Below are 15,171 nucleotides of genomic sequence, written 5' to 3' on the forward strand. Positions count from 1 at the left end.
CGCCGCTCGGCGGGCCGGCTACATCACTTGCACGATTCACCGTCGCATTGGTAGTCGCCAAAGGCGTCCCATACCGGGTGCGGATCACTGCGTTTGCCGCTTGAGCCTGCTGTCTTCCTCATGGCGTGCATTAGGACAATTTCATGGCCAGCGTGCCCCGGAACACGAGAAGTGCGTCCCATAACAACAGGAATTGCCGGGACAACACTGGTGGAATCAGCTGACGACGGAGCGTTGGCGACCACTCGCTGGACATAGCTTGTTCCGTCAGCGTCCTCTGTCAGACCACGTGTGAAATTGCCGCTGTAGTAACAACTGATCGCTGCACGGAGCGCGTTTGCCCGCTCTCCCATCGCTACAGATGCCCTTTCGTAACAGTCGTGGAGAATTGCACTGCCGGCCCGAAGGTTTGCGCACGGATCGAAGGCAGTCTCGTAGGTCAAGTCGTAGCGGGCGAGGTTCGCCTTGTTGATCTGGCCAAGCCCCATGCTGAAATTAATGCCTTGAGCAGCGAGGGCTTTTGCGGTGGTAACGGCTTCATCACGAGTGCGTGGTTGACGTGTCAGATGACCGCCCACCACACCAATCGCGTTCGGGTTGAAACCGGACTCCGTGCGGACGATCGCCCGCAATGTTACCGGGTGAACACCCGGTGCGCATTGTTGGGCCAAGATGGCGAAATCGAGCATGATTTCGCCTGTCAGCGACGAACGACCAGCGATGCAAGTTTCACCATTGTCCGTCCTCCGTCAGAGTCGACAGGTTACCCCGTCAAACTCTACGAGAATCTTCACCATCGTTTTCAGTGCCATATGGTGGTCCGTATACTGTCTGACTGAAGCGACCTGCGATAATAATGGGACATTTTTATCACATTTTCAAGCTTTACGACCAATTTTTATGACATCAACCTTTGGGTCGCGCCTTCTTGAGGAGCGCGACCGGCTCGGACTTACGCAGACCAACATTTGCGAATGGACCGATATCAATAGAAGAACCCAATCGGCATATGAAAAGGACCAGCGGTATCCGGATGCACGTTATCTCATGATCCTGCTGGAGCATGACTTCGACGTGTCATACCTGCTCACAGGAAAGCGGACTCCCCGCTACGGAGCCATCGACATAGAACTCCTATGCAGCGTATTCACCGCGATCGAAGCGGGCCTGCAGTCGACGAACCGCGCCTTGGACGTGAACAGTAAGGCTCGGCTGTTTTCCCTCATCTACCAAGCATCATCCGAAACTGGCTCGGTCGATCCCCTCGTTGTGCAGAAGGCTATTGACCTTCTCGCATGAACAAACCATGCAAGGCCACCGTAACCACAAACTCGTGCACGCCTGCCAAACGCAAATTCCACCGACCTGCGTGTTGGCAGGGTTCAGTTCGCATACGAGCACGAGATGTGACCCAAATCCACTCGGCCCATGTGGCGTCGCGTATCGCCCCCAACTGGATTAATGACACTATGGACTACGAGTGGATACCAATTCAAGGGCGTGAATTAGTATCCCTCGCAGTACGAATGAATGTTGACGAAGGGAGTTATTTTTCAGGACGCTCAGTCTAGCAGGCCGTACCCACCTGCTATCTGGACAGCCTCGGTGATACGCCCTGCCCCAAGTTTTTTGTTGATACTGGGAAATACGCTCTTATAGACGGTGTGTATGGAGACGCTGAGTTGGTCCGCGATATGTTTCGCCTGTCCTCCGTCCCGAAGGGTCCGCAGGACACCTGTTTCCGACTCGGTCAATTGGAATTCACTGACTGCCTGCCGACGGACCTGCTCGGTGTACCAGTCAAGCAGCTCCGATGACAGCGCCCTGAAATGGCGCCGGTGCCCCCAGAGCAACCTCTCACCATCGATCCCACCGATGTCGTTTCCCACCTGAAGCAGGCCAATCATTCCGTGTCCATGGTGATGGACCGGCGCGACAAGTGTGTTCGAGAATCCGTGTGCCTGCGCCTCGGCGTACAGCCAGTGGTCAGCACGATGTACGGCAACATGCGATTTCAAGGCAGGCGCGATGTTGGTGCGTGCATATGTCACGTAAGGATCGTTCATATACCAGAGCCGCGCGATATATTGCTGCATCCATGCTGGCCTGCAGCCAACCAAGTAACGAGCCTCCACCAGATCACCGCTTGTCGGGGACACGCCATCGAAGCGCAACCACTGATACGTAAATTGGGTAGCGCCCAGACGATGTACGATTGCGCGCACACGAGCAAGCAACTCCCCCTCTCCGACGCACCCGTTCAGACTATCTATTGCATCCCCCGGATCGATGACCTGTGGAGTTGAGCGATCGGCGTCGGCGGCTGCCGCTTCACACTTTCGTGACAGTATCGAGTAGCATGATTCCAGCCTCTGTTCGTAGAGATCAGCGGTCGCCAGTTCGAACAAGGACTCGCTTTCAGCCTCGAGCACCTGGCTGAAGGTCGCGCCGTCCTGGCGCACCAGTCGCCGAACGAGAACGCAGATCTTGTCTAACGCGAGGCAAAAATCCACGCGCTCATCAAAGACGCGATAGGAAGCCTCATGCAGGATCCTGCTGCTCGGGGCTTCAGTGAATCGAAACTCCATCGTGGTACCCGGGTTCTTCACTGGCCCTGGTGCGCCTCTTCCCGCAAGAAGGTCCCCTGTGCATCAACGTGCCTGAACGGCTTGAACCATTCCCGCTGGTCAGGACGCTCGACTCCGTAGGCAAGAACATCGAGGCTCATCTCCCCGCATACATTGACGAGCCCTGTGATAACTGCGCGCGTCACCGGATCACCGGGCAGGCGTGCGGTTAGATCCTCAGTAATGCAAAGGCCATCGATGGGAAGAGCTCCGAGATTTGGAAAGGCAGAGTGACCGCTGATTTCTGCCAGCACACGCACCCCTGTTGATCTCAGGGCCGCGAGTTTGTCCAGGACAGACTGTGACGCTTGGTCAATGCCGTGCGGCACGACAATTCGTAACGCTCCCGGATCAAGCCGGTACTCTCTAAGGCAACTGAACGCACACCCCGCCAAGTCTCCGTCAAGTACCTGCGACAGGGGAACTGTCACCGAGACGTACTGAATGCCAAGGCCTTCATCTTTACACGCGCGAAGGCGTTTGCTTGCATCGGCAAGCTGGAACTCACCTAACTGGACACCGAACCCGGCCGATTCGGCAAGATCGATTAGGTCAGCACCGGCGATTTGTGTGCCGTCTGGCCGCGCCCATTGGGGAGATGCCCGGAGTCCTCGTGTCCTTCCGTCGCACGACAGGAAGCAGTCGAAGCACGAGCAGATTTCTCTTCTCAGAAATGCGTACTGCAGTGACTGGTAGACCTGAAGACGCCGCGTCGCCTTGTCGGCAAGATCAGGCGTGAAGCACCGAACGACGCTGACGTCTCGGTTTTTGCCCTCAGCCTTTGCAGCGTACATCGCAAGATCTGCCTGCTTTAGCAGGTCAAACGGGGATGTCCCTTGTTGTACGTGTTCTGCAATGCCGATGCTCGCGCGCATGCGGTAGTTGCTGCTACGAAGCACGTATGCGAGCTCGAAGTCTCTGATAATTCTGTTGGCCAGATCGCTTGCCATGTAGTGCGCAAATGCACCCTGCAACAGGATGACAAATTCATCGCCACTGATCCGCGTCAGTTCCTGCCCCAACTCAAGGAGATGCTGAAGACGTCTGGCGACTTTCTTCAAGAGAACATCGCCGTCCTGGTGTCCGAGGGTATCGTTGACGCGCTTGAAGTTATCGAGGTCCACATAAAGAATCGCCAACTCACCGACAGTGCGTGCGTCGGCGAGTAGCCCATGCAGTTTTTCAAGCAGATAGTTTCGGTTGCCCAGTCCTGTCAAACCGTCGACATTTGCGAGCCTCGCGAGCCGCTGTTGAGCGTGGCGTTCCTCTGTGATGTCCGCGCCTGAGCACACTAGGAATTTTTCATCTTCGCTGGTGCCCGTCCGTACAAACTTGTTGCGGAAGAGAAAGAGCCGTGGACCTTTCACGGTTTTGACGATGCGCTCGACCTGGTATGGATCTCCGCTTTCAAAAAACGCTTCGATATTCTTGCGAGATGCTTGCGCCTCCTCATCGCTCATGAAGAGATCCCACGCGCTCTTTCCGATAACGTCCTCTTCCTTGAGCCCAGCAAGCTCTTCAGCCACACGGTTGAAACGTTGAATACGTCCATCGCGTGTAAGAACGACTACGAGCGAATTGACTTCAGAGAGAATAGTCTCTGCAAAGGAAAGCCCGCGTGCAAGGTCAATGGCGACGCTCTCGGAACTGACGCTGGGAGAACAGGTACCGGCCCACACAGCACGGTCGACCTTGCGCCCAACAAGATGAAGCCGGAGATTGTGGCCAAACAGTCGGGTATCAACGGTGACGCTGCCTGTCACACCCCCGATTGTGCGCACACGCGCAGCCTGCCCGGATGGAAGCGCGATCGTCTGGGCGGCAGGACCAGTCAGGGGACTTAGCTCCAACGCATCGCTATCCGCAGCGAGCCTCCAACGTGGACTGGAAGTTCCAAATTGGACTCTCATCAAAGAGAGCACGTCGTCGTCAGGTTCTATCATCCGACGAAAACTACATTCTCTTCCCGCTATGTTGCGACGTTTGTTACGAGTTTTAACTTGGAGAAATGACCCTATTCCTTTCGGGTCAGTTATCCACAGCTTGACGTATCCGGGGAAATCGGATTGGAGATCTGCTCGTCGCGGGCTGTTTTCATAGACCTCGCAGCGTGACCACAGTTGTTGACCAATGAGGGTTGATTTGCGCCAACTATGCTTCTGCAAATTGGCGCATACAACGCGCGTCAAGGCGATTCTTCCTTTTGGGGCGGAAAGAGAGATCTTGAATCCGACCGGCGCCTCTCGTAACGGCGGACGACCATCGGGCGATATTGCTCAGTTCCGGTAGTATCGGCAAACGAATTACGAAATACGTAACGTTTATTACACTCCCACCGCAAAGGGTGTGGCAAGGGCGCAGCAGGATAATCCACAGCGGGTTCGGGCGCGCACATGACATCTTTGCTTGTGAAACGTTATCAAAAGGCTCAGGGGAATCGCCCTTAAAGGCCCGTATTTATTGGCTCTCGTTGAAATGTGCGAACGCAAGTGAATGTTTCACGATTGATAATCCTGACACACGCGACATCTCAGGCGTTCTCTGCTTGCAGATCTGAGCGTTCGCTGCCGTTCGTTCGAAGGAGAGTTAATGCTTTCCAGAGTCGTGGATGAATAGCCATATAGACGTCTATACGATTTGATTGGACGCTATCATCGCTCGCTCCGCATATCAAACTAAACGGCTTCCATCTTCAACACTAGGCCATACGCGAGTGCATCAACGGGGACAACGTCCACAGGCAACTTGCTGGTGGCGGCGTTTGTCGCAGCTGCGCGCAAACGCCAGAACTTCGCGCCGGCGCGCCGTCGCTGGACAAATTCGCCGTCCCGCACAATCCTGGCGGCTTACGGAGGGGGAATTCCTCGAAGTGTTCAGCGCCAGGTAGAGGTCAGCCGCGACGCCTGTCCGACGCCGTGATGTTGACGATCGGCTCGTCCCGGCACTGTCGCGCCTTGGCGACACGGCGCGCGTCGTATCACCGCGTCGCTGGAACACTATCATGTCGTCGATGGCCTGAAAATCGAACAGCGTGCGCTGATGCATCTGTCGGAGCGTGGGCTTCCGGTGCTACGGCAGGACCGTGAGGCTGTCACGGGCATCGTGCCGTTGAAGGATTCCTGATTCCGGCAGACCTAAACGGATCGAGCGGCGCAAACCGCGGCCAGAGACGATGAACAACGAACCTTAGTGGTCGACTATAGCAATCCGGACACACGGGAGAGACCGGTCGGCTGAAGCCGAGCGCCCATTTGGTGGTCCGCTGGTACTCAAGAGCCACCACGTTTCCTTCTTGCACACGAACCGCTTGCGGTCTCGTGAGCCTGACCCAGTATCAGTCCTGTTCAGAACCAGAGATTTCCGGTTCCTCTGAATCCGTCATTGCGGGCGTGAGCCCGCAATGACGGAGCGAATTCGGCCCGTGTGACCCAGCCCAATGCGGAATGGGGACGACCCTCGTTATAGTAGCGCCGCCACTCCTCCACCTTGCGTCGCGCATCAGCCAGCGACAGGAACCAGTTGGCGGTCAGGCACTCCCGGCGCAGCCGGCCATTGAACGATTCAATGCGTGCATTATCAGTCGGCTTGCCCGGGCGACTGAAGTCCAGTTCAACGCGATTCTCGTAGGCCCAACGGTCCATCGCTTTTGAGATGAACTCCGACCCGTTGTCGACCTTGATCGAACGCGGTGACCCGCGTGACGTGCAAATGCGTTGCAGTATCCGCACGTTGGCATCGCGTGCAGTCACCGCCCATCGGGCGTTGCGTCCGCGACTAATGGTACGGTCCACCCGCTTTCTTCTATCGTAGTGGGCACTACCACCCCATGGAGGCTGCCATGAACTCGGTAACTTTAGGGATCGACCTCGGAAATCGCTGGTTTCACGTCGTCGGCTGCGATGGTGGCGGCCGTGTCCTGCTGCGCGAGAAGTCTAGCCGCAGTCAGATCCTGCAGTTCATGGCGCAACATCAACCATGCCTTGTCGGAATCGAAACATGCTGCGGTTCGCAGTATCTGGCCCGCTAATTCCAGGGCTTCGGACACGAGTTCAGGCTTTTACCGGCACAGTACGTCAAGCCGTTCGTCAAGTCGCAGAAGTATGATTTCAACGACGCGCAGGCTATTGCCGAAGCTGTCAGCCTTCCCAAGATGCGGTTCGTGCCGCTCAAGACCGAGGAACAGATGGATGTTCACTGCATCGTGCCCGCGAGCGGATGCTTCAGCAGCGCCTGGCATTGGCCAACCAGATTCGCGGACTGCTACTCGATCGCGGTATCGAGATCGCACAAGGATTCCATGCCCTGCGCACTACCTTGCCTGCGCTACTCGAGGACGACGACTCGGGCCTGACGCCCATGTTGCGTGATCTCGGACGCATGCTGCTCGATATGTGGAACCGCACGGAAGCAACAATCGACCAGATGAACAACCGGATAACGTGCATGTCTCGCGACAGCGAACTCTGCCGGCGTCTTCAGACCATTGCGGGCATCGGGGTCCTGCTGTCAACTGCGATCGTCTCCGCTGTCGGCGACGCGTCCGCTTTCAGGCGAGCCCGGGATCTCGCGGCCTGGGTTGGACTCGTGCCACAGCACGCATACCACCGGCGGCAAGCCACGTCTGCTGGGCATCACCAAGCGCGGGAACGGTTATCTGCGACGCCTCTTCGTGCAGGGTGAACGCGCGTTGTGGGTATGGAAAGACAAGCACCCAACGATCCGGTCCAGCGGTGGCTGCTGCAGCTCGCCGAGCGCCGGCACATACACATTGCGATCTGCGCACTGGCAAACAAGCTCGTACGCATTGCATGGGCTGTCATGCGCAGTGGTATCGAATTTCAGCACCGGTACCACATCTGAGCACCAGCGAGTGTCCCGATCGCAATTTCCCTCCGCAACTCGCGCAGCTAAACAGCATGGCGCAAACGACCACCCGTCGCTTCCCCAAACCCGTCTGGACTTTCGGCAGTCAACATGTCGCGCAACTAATTGGGATGGGAGCGTGCAACTACATCATGCAGGCCAGATCCGGCAGCAAGCGGATCACGACAGGCCGGATAGATAAACGCGAGTCGTCTACCGCCACCAGTCCGCGCTTGCGGTTTGCGGGTGGACCATAGAAAATCCATGCTCCAGACCCGTCTGCTGCCGTGGCTGCCTGACGCGCGCCGAACGGTTGAATAGGTGACTCGTTTGGCGGCGGATCTCAGATGAGTGACTGGGTGTCCCCAATGGGGACACGGGAGATGAATGGGTGTAATGTGCCAGCGTCCTGTCCACCGCGCACACGAGACGTGTCCCCAATGGGGACACACGGTTATTCCGCGCCAGCGCTGCCTGCCGAAAAAAGCTGCGCGATAAGCGTCCGTATCTTTTGCTCCTTATCCGCAGACAGCATTCCCGCTTTGATCTTCACGGTAAAGCCGACAGCGTCCTTCGTAATCGACCCTGCCTGATTCTTGCCCGAAAAAATCTTCTCAATGCTTCGATCGCTGACCCCGCCGGAGGAGTTGTTGTCACTTTCGATAGCCTGTTTGATAGCTCTTGCTAACTTCGTTTGATCCAAGTCGCCAGCTACAACTCTCGCCCAAACCCCACGCGCAATATCAAACGCATGTGCATCCTTGTCGCGCAGCACTGACACGACGTCTTCCGCGGCGTGTGCACCCATCAGCCGGGGCTGGATGTCCAAATCATGAATCACGAAATCCGGCAAATCGCCAAATGCCAGGTATCGATAGAGTTCCGAGCGTGAGACTCCCATTGCTTCCGCCATGCGCTTACGGTTTGGAAATTCCTTTTCGGTCCTTCGGATAGAGCGCGAAATCTCATAGTCCGACAAATCCTCACGCGCTACATTCTCCACGAGTGCCAACATCGCCATCTCTTCGTCTGAGAGTTCGATAATGACAACCTTGATCGTCTCTTTTCCGATCATCTTGTGCGCGCGCCAGCGCCGCTCACCAGCCACAATCTGATAGCCGTGCGCCGCACGCCGCACCACAATCGGTTGAACCAGACCCGCTTCACGAATCGATTCCGCGAGTTGCGTTAATTTCACTTCATTGAACAGCTGGCGCGGTTGCCATGGATTTGGAACGATATCCGTCACCCGAACCTCTGACGCCGCACCTGCCTTTTCGAGTTCAACGATCCGTTGCTGCGCTTGCGCCAACGCGCCCGCCATGCCTGGGGCGGTACGTGGACTAGTCGGTCTGTCTTGCTGCGGTTCAAGCTTAATATCTTTTGCTGCCCGAACTTCGGCAGTCTTGTTCATCATGCGTTCGCGCATGTTACTCATTGTCCGGCCCTCCATTGCGCCACGTATTGGTCATCGATCCATTGGCAATAGTCCAACAGCGGTTGCTTGACGCGCGCTAACGTCTTCGCCACGGCATCAGACCGCGACAAATCAAAAACCGTCGAAAATGCCAAGGCCCCATTGCTCATCACGGAGCTTGCCGGAACTTCGGTTGCATGGAGCCAATCGCCGTATGCGCGCTGGGACCAAGAGCGCACAACGGGCGCTGATGACGTAGTGCCGTAGTCCACTCTCGACAGAAGAACGGAAATGAAGTCGTAGGTTTTATCTACTTCATGTTCCACGAAGCCATTCGCAACTTCAGCGAACAGCGACCAGAACGACACCGATGAAATGAAGTCAAGACTCTCAGGGACTAGAGGCATTACCATCGAATCCGCGGCCATCAATCCGTTGAGAGTCATGTAAGAGAGAGAGGGCGCAGTGTCAAGGATGATGTAGTCATACCGCGCCCGCAACGGCTCGATACCTTTGCGCAACACAGACCAGAACTCGAAACCCGGGTTCGTTTTTTGGGCTGTCGGAAGATGGAATTCTGCGTCGTGTAGGTAGTTATGCGCGGGAATAACGTCGAGCCCATCCCAATACGTGCTTTGCACTTTTGAACTGAGCCCCCCCTCAATCGTCGGGTCATAGATGTATGGGAGCACCGTATCCTCCCACGTCACGTCCTTCTCGGCATACAACCCGCACAGTTCCGACAAAGAGGCCTGTGGATCGAGGTCAATCACGAGTACTTTGCGACCGCGAAGACTCAGGCCTTGTCCGATGCACATCGTCGTTGTTGTCTTGCACGAGCCACCTTTGAAGTTGGCGGTGATCAAGACGCGCCCACGATGCTCACGTGTGCCTGTGACCAGCGGAGTCTGGTAGATATCGGATACCTGCTGCACCCAAGTACGTACGTCTTTTAGCGAAAATATGCGCGCTCTTCCGGAACCGTGAGCTTCGCCCGGCGGCAGATCGCCTCGTTCCTTCGTTGCCAGATAGTTAATTTTCTGACGGTCGATGCCGCAGAGCTCCGACAGCTCACCGATCGTGAATACTGGAGGTGTCTTGCGCGGCCGGGGTGCCAAGATTTGGTCGCGCAGTTCGTTCGTCATAACTGACAGGCGCTCAGCAAACTCCCCAAGGTTGGAGAGCTTCACGCGTCGGTCGATACCGGGCAACTCGCTCAAGTTCATTTAGGACGTTCCTTTTGTCGACGGTGAGGTGTTTTCTCGACGCTCACCATTCATTTCTACGGTTTCTGGCTTGATGACTGCCGAACCGTAGAATACTCGCCACATCGAAGAATAGCTATCGGAATCTGGCAGGAACCGCACCTTGCCGCGCATCGGGCGAGAATTCTCGTGCATTCAATGATTTGGCACGGTCAGCGTGAAATCCTTAATTGCAGACGGACAGCTGGGATCGCTTTTCACCGCAAAGGGCCATCACAGAAAACCTCACCTTGGACTCGGGAAAGCCAACGCATTTGACACGCATCCGGGACGAACACAATTCGTCTCACCTTTCTCATGCCCCGCGAATCCGGCGGTTCCCTGTGCATGCCTTAGTAAATCCGTGCCTCATCCTTGCCGTCTTCGTAATCGCTTGGTGAGAAGAACAATCTGTTTTCTTGCTACAAATCGGCTCACTGGCCCAAAACAAAAGACCGGTTCGTTAGATTTTGTAAACGATAGAACCAACCCACCACTAACAGAAAACGAACATCTATTTAAAATCAATGACTTATGCACGCAACGTGAGGAGTTCTGTGTTAGAGGTGCTGTTAATTGAGTATTCGGGTGAGGTGTTTACCACTGGTAGGTGAAACCATTTGTCAGAAAGGTGAGGTGTTTGGGCGGTAATAGGTGAGGTGAATTGAGTTTGAACGGGCGCAAAGGTGAGATATTTTGTGTCCGGTTGCGGGCAAGGTGAGGTTAACTGTGTTGACATGGCACCTTGCTATCGGTACCTTACCGCTCCATATCAACGAAGAACAATGCGGGAGGCCGAATGGCGACAGCAGGGCAAGTGGCCACGTCTAGGCAACTGGCACTGGCCTTATTCGACGATGCGAACGCCGAAGACTTGCCCGTTGATGCCGCCCGCTCGGACATAGGTTTCGCCCGAAAGAACGTTTTAATCCGCATTATTGATTTGGGCGTTGCCGCGCGACGTTTGATCGACGCCGCTTATTTTATCGTCGCACAGGAAGAGCAAGTTCGCGACCTGTACGACGTTGAGTTGGACTATTTCAAGTGGCTCATGCGCTACTCGAGTCGTAACAACACTCACCTTGAACAGGTCATCACCGAGGCGCAAAGAGCACTGATCCAAGCGACCACAACACCGGATGCCGACGGATCGAAGCCATTTGGTTCGGTGCAGTTGATCGGCCGGATTTCCTACGCGGGTGGACGCTTCCAGTTCCGTGTTCCGCCAGATTTGATCGGAATAATCCGTGGTCCAGGCAAGTCGCACTGGCTAAGCCTGCGAATAACCTCGCTGTTTACGCTCAGCTACGCGCGAGTGATGTATGACCACCTTCTGCCTTACGCAGACGAGGGCATTACGGATTGGTTCGAGCTCGACGAGTTACGTGCCTGGCAAGGGGCAATGGGCACCAAGGCGTATGAATTCAAGTATTTCAAGCGAGACTGGCTTGCACCGGCCGTGGAGCAGATTAATGAAGTTTCTGACCTGACGCTTTCGTATGAGACGCGAAACGAGCCGGGCTCTCGCAAGATCGGGCGCCTACGGTTTCGCATCGAGCGGAAACAGTTGGCCGAGCGTGCATTGCAAACACACGAACAAGCCCAGGCACTCTACAAGACCTTGAAGCAGGAGTTCGGCTTGTCCAGCGCGCAGTTCAATCAGATTGCGGCGGATCGGGACACATACACGGATGAACGCTTGGAACGGGCGATCGAGCGCACTCGTTTTAGTCTGAAGCTGGGCAATATATCGAAGAGTCCGGCGGGATTCTTCATGAAGGCATTGAAGGAACAGTGGATCGTTTCCGACGCCGAGCGCCAGATGGTCCAGATTCAGGAGGGGCTTGCTCTGACGGAGAAACGTGAGTTGGAAGCGAAAGAGCAGGCTCAAACTAATATCGCGTTGCGGATCGCCGCGCAGGACGTGCATGCGCAGGATCGAATGGTGGACGAAATCCGCCGTGGTTGGGACGCATACGAAGCCGCGACTTCTAAGCAGCGGGAGGACTGGCGACGTACCTACAAAGGGACGCCGGCTGGCAAGCTGACGCTGCGTCGTTTGGGCATTGATCCTATGACTGATTTATCCGAGGCCATGATTCAGAAGTTTCCCGATCTGAAAGACGGATTCGCTGGCTATGTGTTCAACAGATCAAGGACTGGCAAGAGTCGCTAATCCAATTCTTTGGTTTCCTCTTGAAAGAAAGAGTTGAGGAGCTGCTCGAGCCGTTTCACTGAAGAAGGACGGCCTCCGCGCTGCAATAGTCTGGCGGGAAGCCTTCATCATCCCATCGCGCCGTCCAAAGTACCTCGGCTCCGATGTGTTGGACTACAGATCATATCCCTTGCACATTTGTATTTCAGCTCACGCGACCGGCTCATCGTGACCCACTAGGTCATCTTCTGGTCCGTCCCGACGCAGGTTCTTCTTTTCGGCCGGATGCGCGCGCCTGAAGCGGCGCATCTCGTCCGTGTCGATCTTCCAGATCGTACCGAGGTCCGCTGCGTAGCACAGCAGTGCCCATGCAGCGTAGGGGATTCTAGTTTCACCACTGATCCACTTGCGAATCTGTCGTCCGCTTTTGTCGGCGAGATCAAGGTAGTCGGCGCCGAGTCGGCCGGTGAAGCCGGCGCGCCGCAATACTTCCTGCACCTCCGCGCCGGTCGGTTGACTCCAGTAGATCGCCGGCCGCAAGCATTCATCGCGGATCTCGACACGTGGTTGATCGCTCATCAGTTTCCCTTACATTGTTATCGAGCCCCCACGGCACCGCCACGGGGGATACACGCGCCCCTCCGGGCGCTTGACGACCCTCGGCCGGCGGTCTGCCTGCGCCCGAGCCGGATCGTCCCGCCGCGATCCGCGGCGCGCCGGCACGCTCCCCACGCGTCCCGCGTGGGTCCCCGTGTGCCTCGATCCGGGCACGCGGCGCGTGCGACGCCCCCGTGATTATCCGACTTCTGGCTTGCAGGAGGAACGGTAGGGCGGGGTGCCGCGCAACTGCCGGCTCACGCGCGGGTGGATCGGCTGCGACCTGCGAGAACCTCCGCTGACTACTTAAGGCAACCGTAACAGCGGCAGTTGCCGGCGATACAGCGCCAGCGAACGGCGTCTATCTGTGCAGGGGTAGGTCGTGACACCCTCGATAAACGATTCATGCTCGTAGATCACCAGCCCGTAAACGTCAGCCAGCGGACGCGCGCTTGTGCATAGCGCCTCAGCCTCCTCGGGAGCCTGTCGGGCGCACTGTTCGCATTCGGTCGTGGTCAAAGCTTGTCGTTGTGGAAACCTCGATAACCCGCGCTGACCTCGCGCGGGCGTTATGTGCCGGTCGGTCCCGCGTGCCTTATTGAAGGTAGCCACTATGCTCGATGAGCATTGCGGCAGGTGCGGAGGGCGGCACGCGGTCGAACTCCGCCAGAGCGGTGCGGGCAATCGAGCGCAACTCTTCACGGTGCATGTCGATGGCGTTGCCGTCACGATCCAGCATGCTAGCAATGCGCCTGAGCGCGTCGGCTGACTGTGCTGCCGCATCAGCCGACAGCGCCATGCGATACAGTTCGCCCCGAACGATATTCCGGTCTCCGTACTGCCACATCGCCAGCAAGGGGAGAAGGGCGGCCAGCCATGTCGGCCGGATATTGAGCGTATTCATGAATGTCTCCTGGTCGGGATGCCCCGGCCCGCAGGCCGGGGAAACCGGTTAGCCGCGCAGGCGGCGCAGTTCATCGGCGAGCACCCACAGGGCGCGGTTAAGACGGATGTTCTGGTCAATGCCGGTGACCGCGCGGGTCGTGGTCGCCCTGCCGTTCGGGGTGCGACCGTGAAGGCCACCACGGAGCATATTTTCCTGAACCCGCTGGAAGGTTCTCCAGAGATCGGATGCGTGATCCTCGACGCGACGTGGTGCGAGAAGCTGCCGTTCGGTGATCGGCGCAGGTTTGTCGTCGTCATAGCGCAGGGCGAGTGCTGCTCGGGCGAAGGCCATCTGCTCGCCCTCATCGAGCGACGTCGCCGCCATCCCTTCGCGCTGCCGCGTCACGCCCTCGAAGCTGTCCAGTACCTTGAATGCGCCGTCGATCACCTGACCGACGACATCGCCCTTGTGCGGCACGCGGATATCGCTCACGTTATCGCCGCACACGATCCCGTTCTTGCAGACAAAGCGGAACATGCCTGCAATCATCTGGTAGCTGCTCGTGCCATCGTGACTGTTCAGGAGGATGATCTCGTTCGCCTCAGATCCGCTGATCTCGTCTGCGTGACGCAGGCGAAGCATGTGCTTCGTATATGCACGTCTGCCATCGTCCCGTACGCGGGTCTGGCAAACCATGAACGGCTGAAAACCTTCCTTGCGCAGGGCATCGAGGACATCAACGGTCGGAATGTAGCTGTACCGCTCTGACCGGCTTTCATGCGCAGAGTGCGCAAGGATGGAAGGCGCAACCTCGGCAATTTCGTCATTCGACAGCGGGTAATCCGAGCGCAGGGCGAGGGCGTTACGGCTAAAACGGCTTGCAAGCATATTCATTGATGTCTCCAGAGAGGGACCAGTCCCGGCCCGCAGGCCGGGGCCAGTTAATCAGTCGATAGCGCGGAGGATGTTGGCCGCTTCCGCGTGATGGACGGCGAACTCCCGCAACTGGTGGTAGCGCGTGACGATGACGTCATCGAGCGTGTGTTCCGCGAGGTGGCAAAGCGCGAACAGGGTGACCGTAATGCCGAAGGCGTCCGCGCCCATCATGTCGCTGTAGCCGTTCATGTACCAGCGGACATGCACACGATCCATGTTCGACGGAGCCATGTAGAAACCACCATTGGACAGCGTGAAGAAGTTCCAGTGTCCGCCCTCGTAGCTGCTGCACAGGCGCGCGGCCCAGTCATAGACCATCGATTCGCCGGTGAGGTAGTGGCGACCGAGATAGCAAGGAAGGACATTCAGGCGAAGTTCGTCGGGAACCACGGATGAGGTGATGATGCAATCAGTAGTACTCACAGATATCTCCGGTTTGAGCCACA

Annotated in this window: 13 protein-coding genes and 1 pseudogene; 4 read left to right on the forward strand and 10 right to left on the reverse strand. The window is 56.9% G+C overall.

Annotation, left to right across the window (positions count from 1 at the left end):
* Positions 1-23: 23 nt before the first annotated feature.
* Positions 24-689 (reverse strand): lytic transglycosylase domain-containing protein, encoded by a 666-nt coding sequence (locus BN2476_RS38415; RefSeq protein WP_087739410.1) that lies wholly within the window; start codon positions 687-689, stop codon positions 24-26.
* A gap of 211 nt (positions 690-900) precedes the next feature.
* On the opposite strand from BN2476_RS38415, the gene BN2476_RS38420 reads away from it, so the two are divergent.
* Positions 901-1,299 (forward strand): helix-turn-helix domain-containing protein, encoded by a 399-nt coding sequence (locus BN2476_RS38420; protein WP_087739411.1) that lies wholly within the window; start codon positions 901-903, stop codon positions 1,297-1,299.
* 263 nt (positions 1,300-1,562) lie between these two features.
* Here BN2476_RS38420 and BN2476_RS38425 read toward each other — a convergent pair whose 3' ends face one another.
* The 3 genes and pseudogenes from BN2476_RS38425 to BN2476_RS38435 form a co-directional block, all read right to left on the reverse strand.
* Positions 1,563-2,588 carry an autoinducer binding domain-containing protein gene (locus BN2476_RS38425; RefSeq protein ID WP_087739421.1) on the reverse strand — a complete coding sequence of 342 codons (1,026 nt, stop codon included), beginning with the start codon at positions 2,586-2,588 and terminating at the stop codon, positions 1,563-1,565.
* Positions 2,589-2,605: 17 nt separating this feature from the next.
* Complete coding sequence (locus BN2476_RS38430; RefSeq protein WP_087739412.1) at positions 2,606-4,570, reverse strand: diguanylate cyclase domain-containing protein; 1,965 nt, start codon at positions 4,568-4,570, stop codon at positions 2,606-2,608.
* A 1,401-nt stretch (positions 4,571-5,971) separates the two neighbouring features.
* A pseudogene (locus BN2476_RS38435) lies at positions 5,972-6,325 on the reverse strand (integrase core domain-containing protein); the annotation flags it as partial.
* Positions 6,326-6,465: 140 nt separating this feature from the next.
* Here BN2476_RS38435 and BN2476_RS45985 point away from each other — a divergent pair.
* Together BN2476_RS45985 and BN2476_RS49805 are read left to right on the forward strand one after the other, a co-directional pair.
* Positions 6,466-6,654, forward strand: coding sequence for a hypothetical protein (locus BN2476_RS45985; RefSeq protein ID WP_143811145.1), 189 nt, complete (start codon positions 6,466-6,468; stop codon positions 6,652-6,654).
* A gap of 416 nt (positions 6,655-7,070) precedes the next feature.
* Positions 7,071-7,307, forward strand: a complete 237-nt coding sequence (locus BN2476_RS49805) for a transposase (protein WP_369122661.1) — start codon at positions 7,071-7,073, stop codon at positions 7,305-7,307.
* A 637-nt stretch (positions 7,308-7,944) separates the two neighbouring features.
* Here BN2476_RS49805 and BN2476_RS38445 read toward each other — a convergent pair.
* Both BN2476_RS38445 and BN2476_RS38450 read right to left on the reverse strand, forming a co-directional pair.
* On the reverse strand, positions 7,945-8,928 hold the full coding sequence (locus BN2476_RS38445) for a ParB/RepB/Spo0J family partition protein (RefSeq protein WP_087739422.1): 984 nt from the start codon (positions 8,926-8,928) through the stop codon (positions 7,945-7,947).
* Positions 8,925-10,133 carry a ParA family protein gene (locus tag BN2476_RS38450; protein ID WP_087739414.1) on the reverse strand — a complete coding sequence of 403 codons (1,209 nt, stop codon included), beginning with the start codon at positions 10,131-10,133 and terminating at the stop codon, positions 8,925-8,927. Before BN2476_RS38450 ends, BN2476_RS38445 begins: the two co-directional genes overlap by 4 nt.
* Positions 10,134-10,950: 817 nt before the next feature.
* Between BN2476_RS38450 and BN2476_RS38455 the strand changes: the two genes are divergently transcribed.
* Positions 10,951-12,327, forward strand: coding sequence for a replication initiation protein (locus BN2476_RS38455; RefSeq protein ID WP_087739415.1), 1,377 nt, complete (start codon positions 10,951-10,953; stop codon positions 12,325-12,327).
* A gap of 189 nt (positions 12,328-12,516) precedes the next feature.
* On the opposite strand, the gene BN2476_RS38460 is transcribed toward BN2476_RS38455, so the two are convergent.
* The 4 genes from BN2476_RS38460 to BN2476_RS38480 all read right to left on the reverse strand — a co-directional run bounded on the left by BN2476_RS38460 (position 12,517) and on the right by BN2476_RS38480 (position 15,148).
* Entirely contained in the window at positions 12,517-12,885 is a 369-nt protein-coding gene (locus BN2476_RS38460; protein ID WP_328590441.1) for an XRE family transcriptional regulator, read from the reverse strand.
* A gap of 613 nt (positions 12,886-13,498) precedes the next feature.
* The gene (locus BN2476_RS38470) at positions 13,499-13,807 is read right to left on the reverse strand and encodes a hypothetical protein (protein ID WP_087739417.1); all 309 of its coding nucleotides are present in this window, start codon (positions 13,805-13,807) and stop codon (positions 13,499-13,501) included.
* 48 nt (positions 13,808-13,855) lie between these two features.
* Positions 13,856-14,683 (reverse strand): DUF932 domain-containing protein, encoded by an 828-nt coding sequence (locus BN2476_RS38475; protein WP_087739418.1) that lies wholly within the window; start codon positions 14,681-14,683, stop codon positions 13,856-13,858.
* A gap of 51 nt (positions 14,684-14,734) precedes the next feature.
* Positions 14,735-15,148: an antirestriction protein gene (locus tag BN2476_RS38480; protein WP_087739419.1), complete on the reverse strand. Its 414-nt coding sequence runs from the start codon at positions 15,146-15,148 to the stop codon at positions 14,735-14,737.
* Between the last annotated feature and the right edge of the window lie 23 nt (positions 15,149-15,171).

This window comes from Paraburkholderia piptadeniae (assembly GCF_900007165.1).
In the GTDB taxonomy this organism is placed as follows: domain Bacteria; phylum Pseudomonadota; class Gammaproteobacteria; order Burkholderiales; family Burkholderiaceae; genus Paraburkholderia; species Paraburkholderia piptadeniae.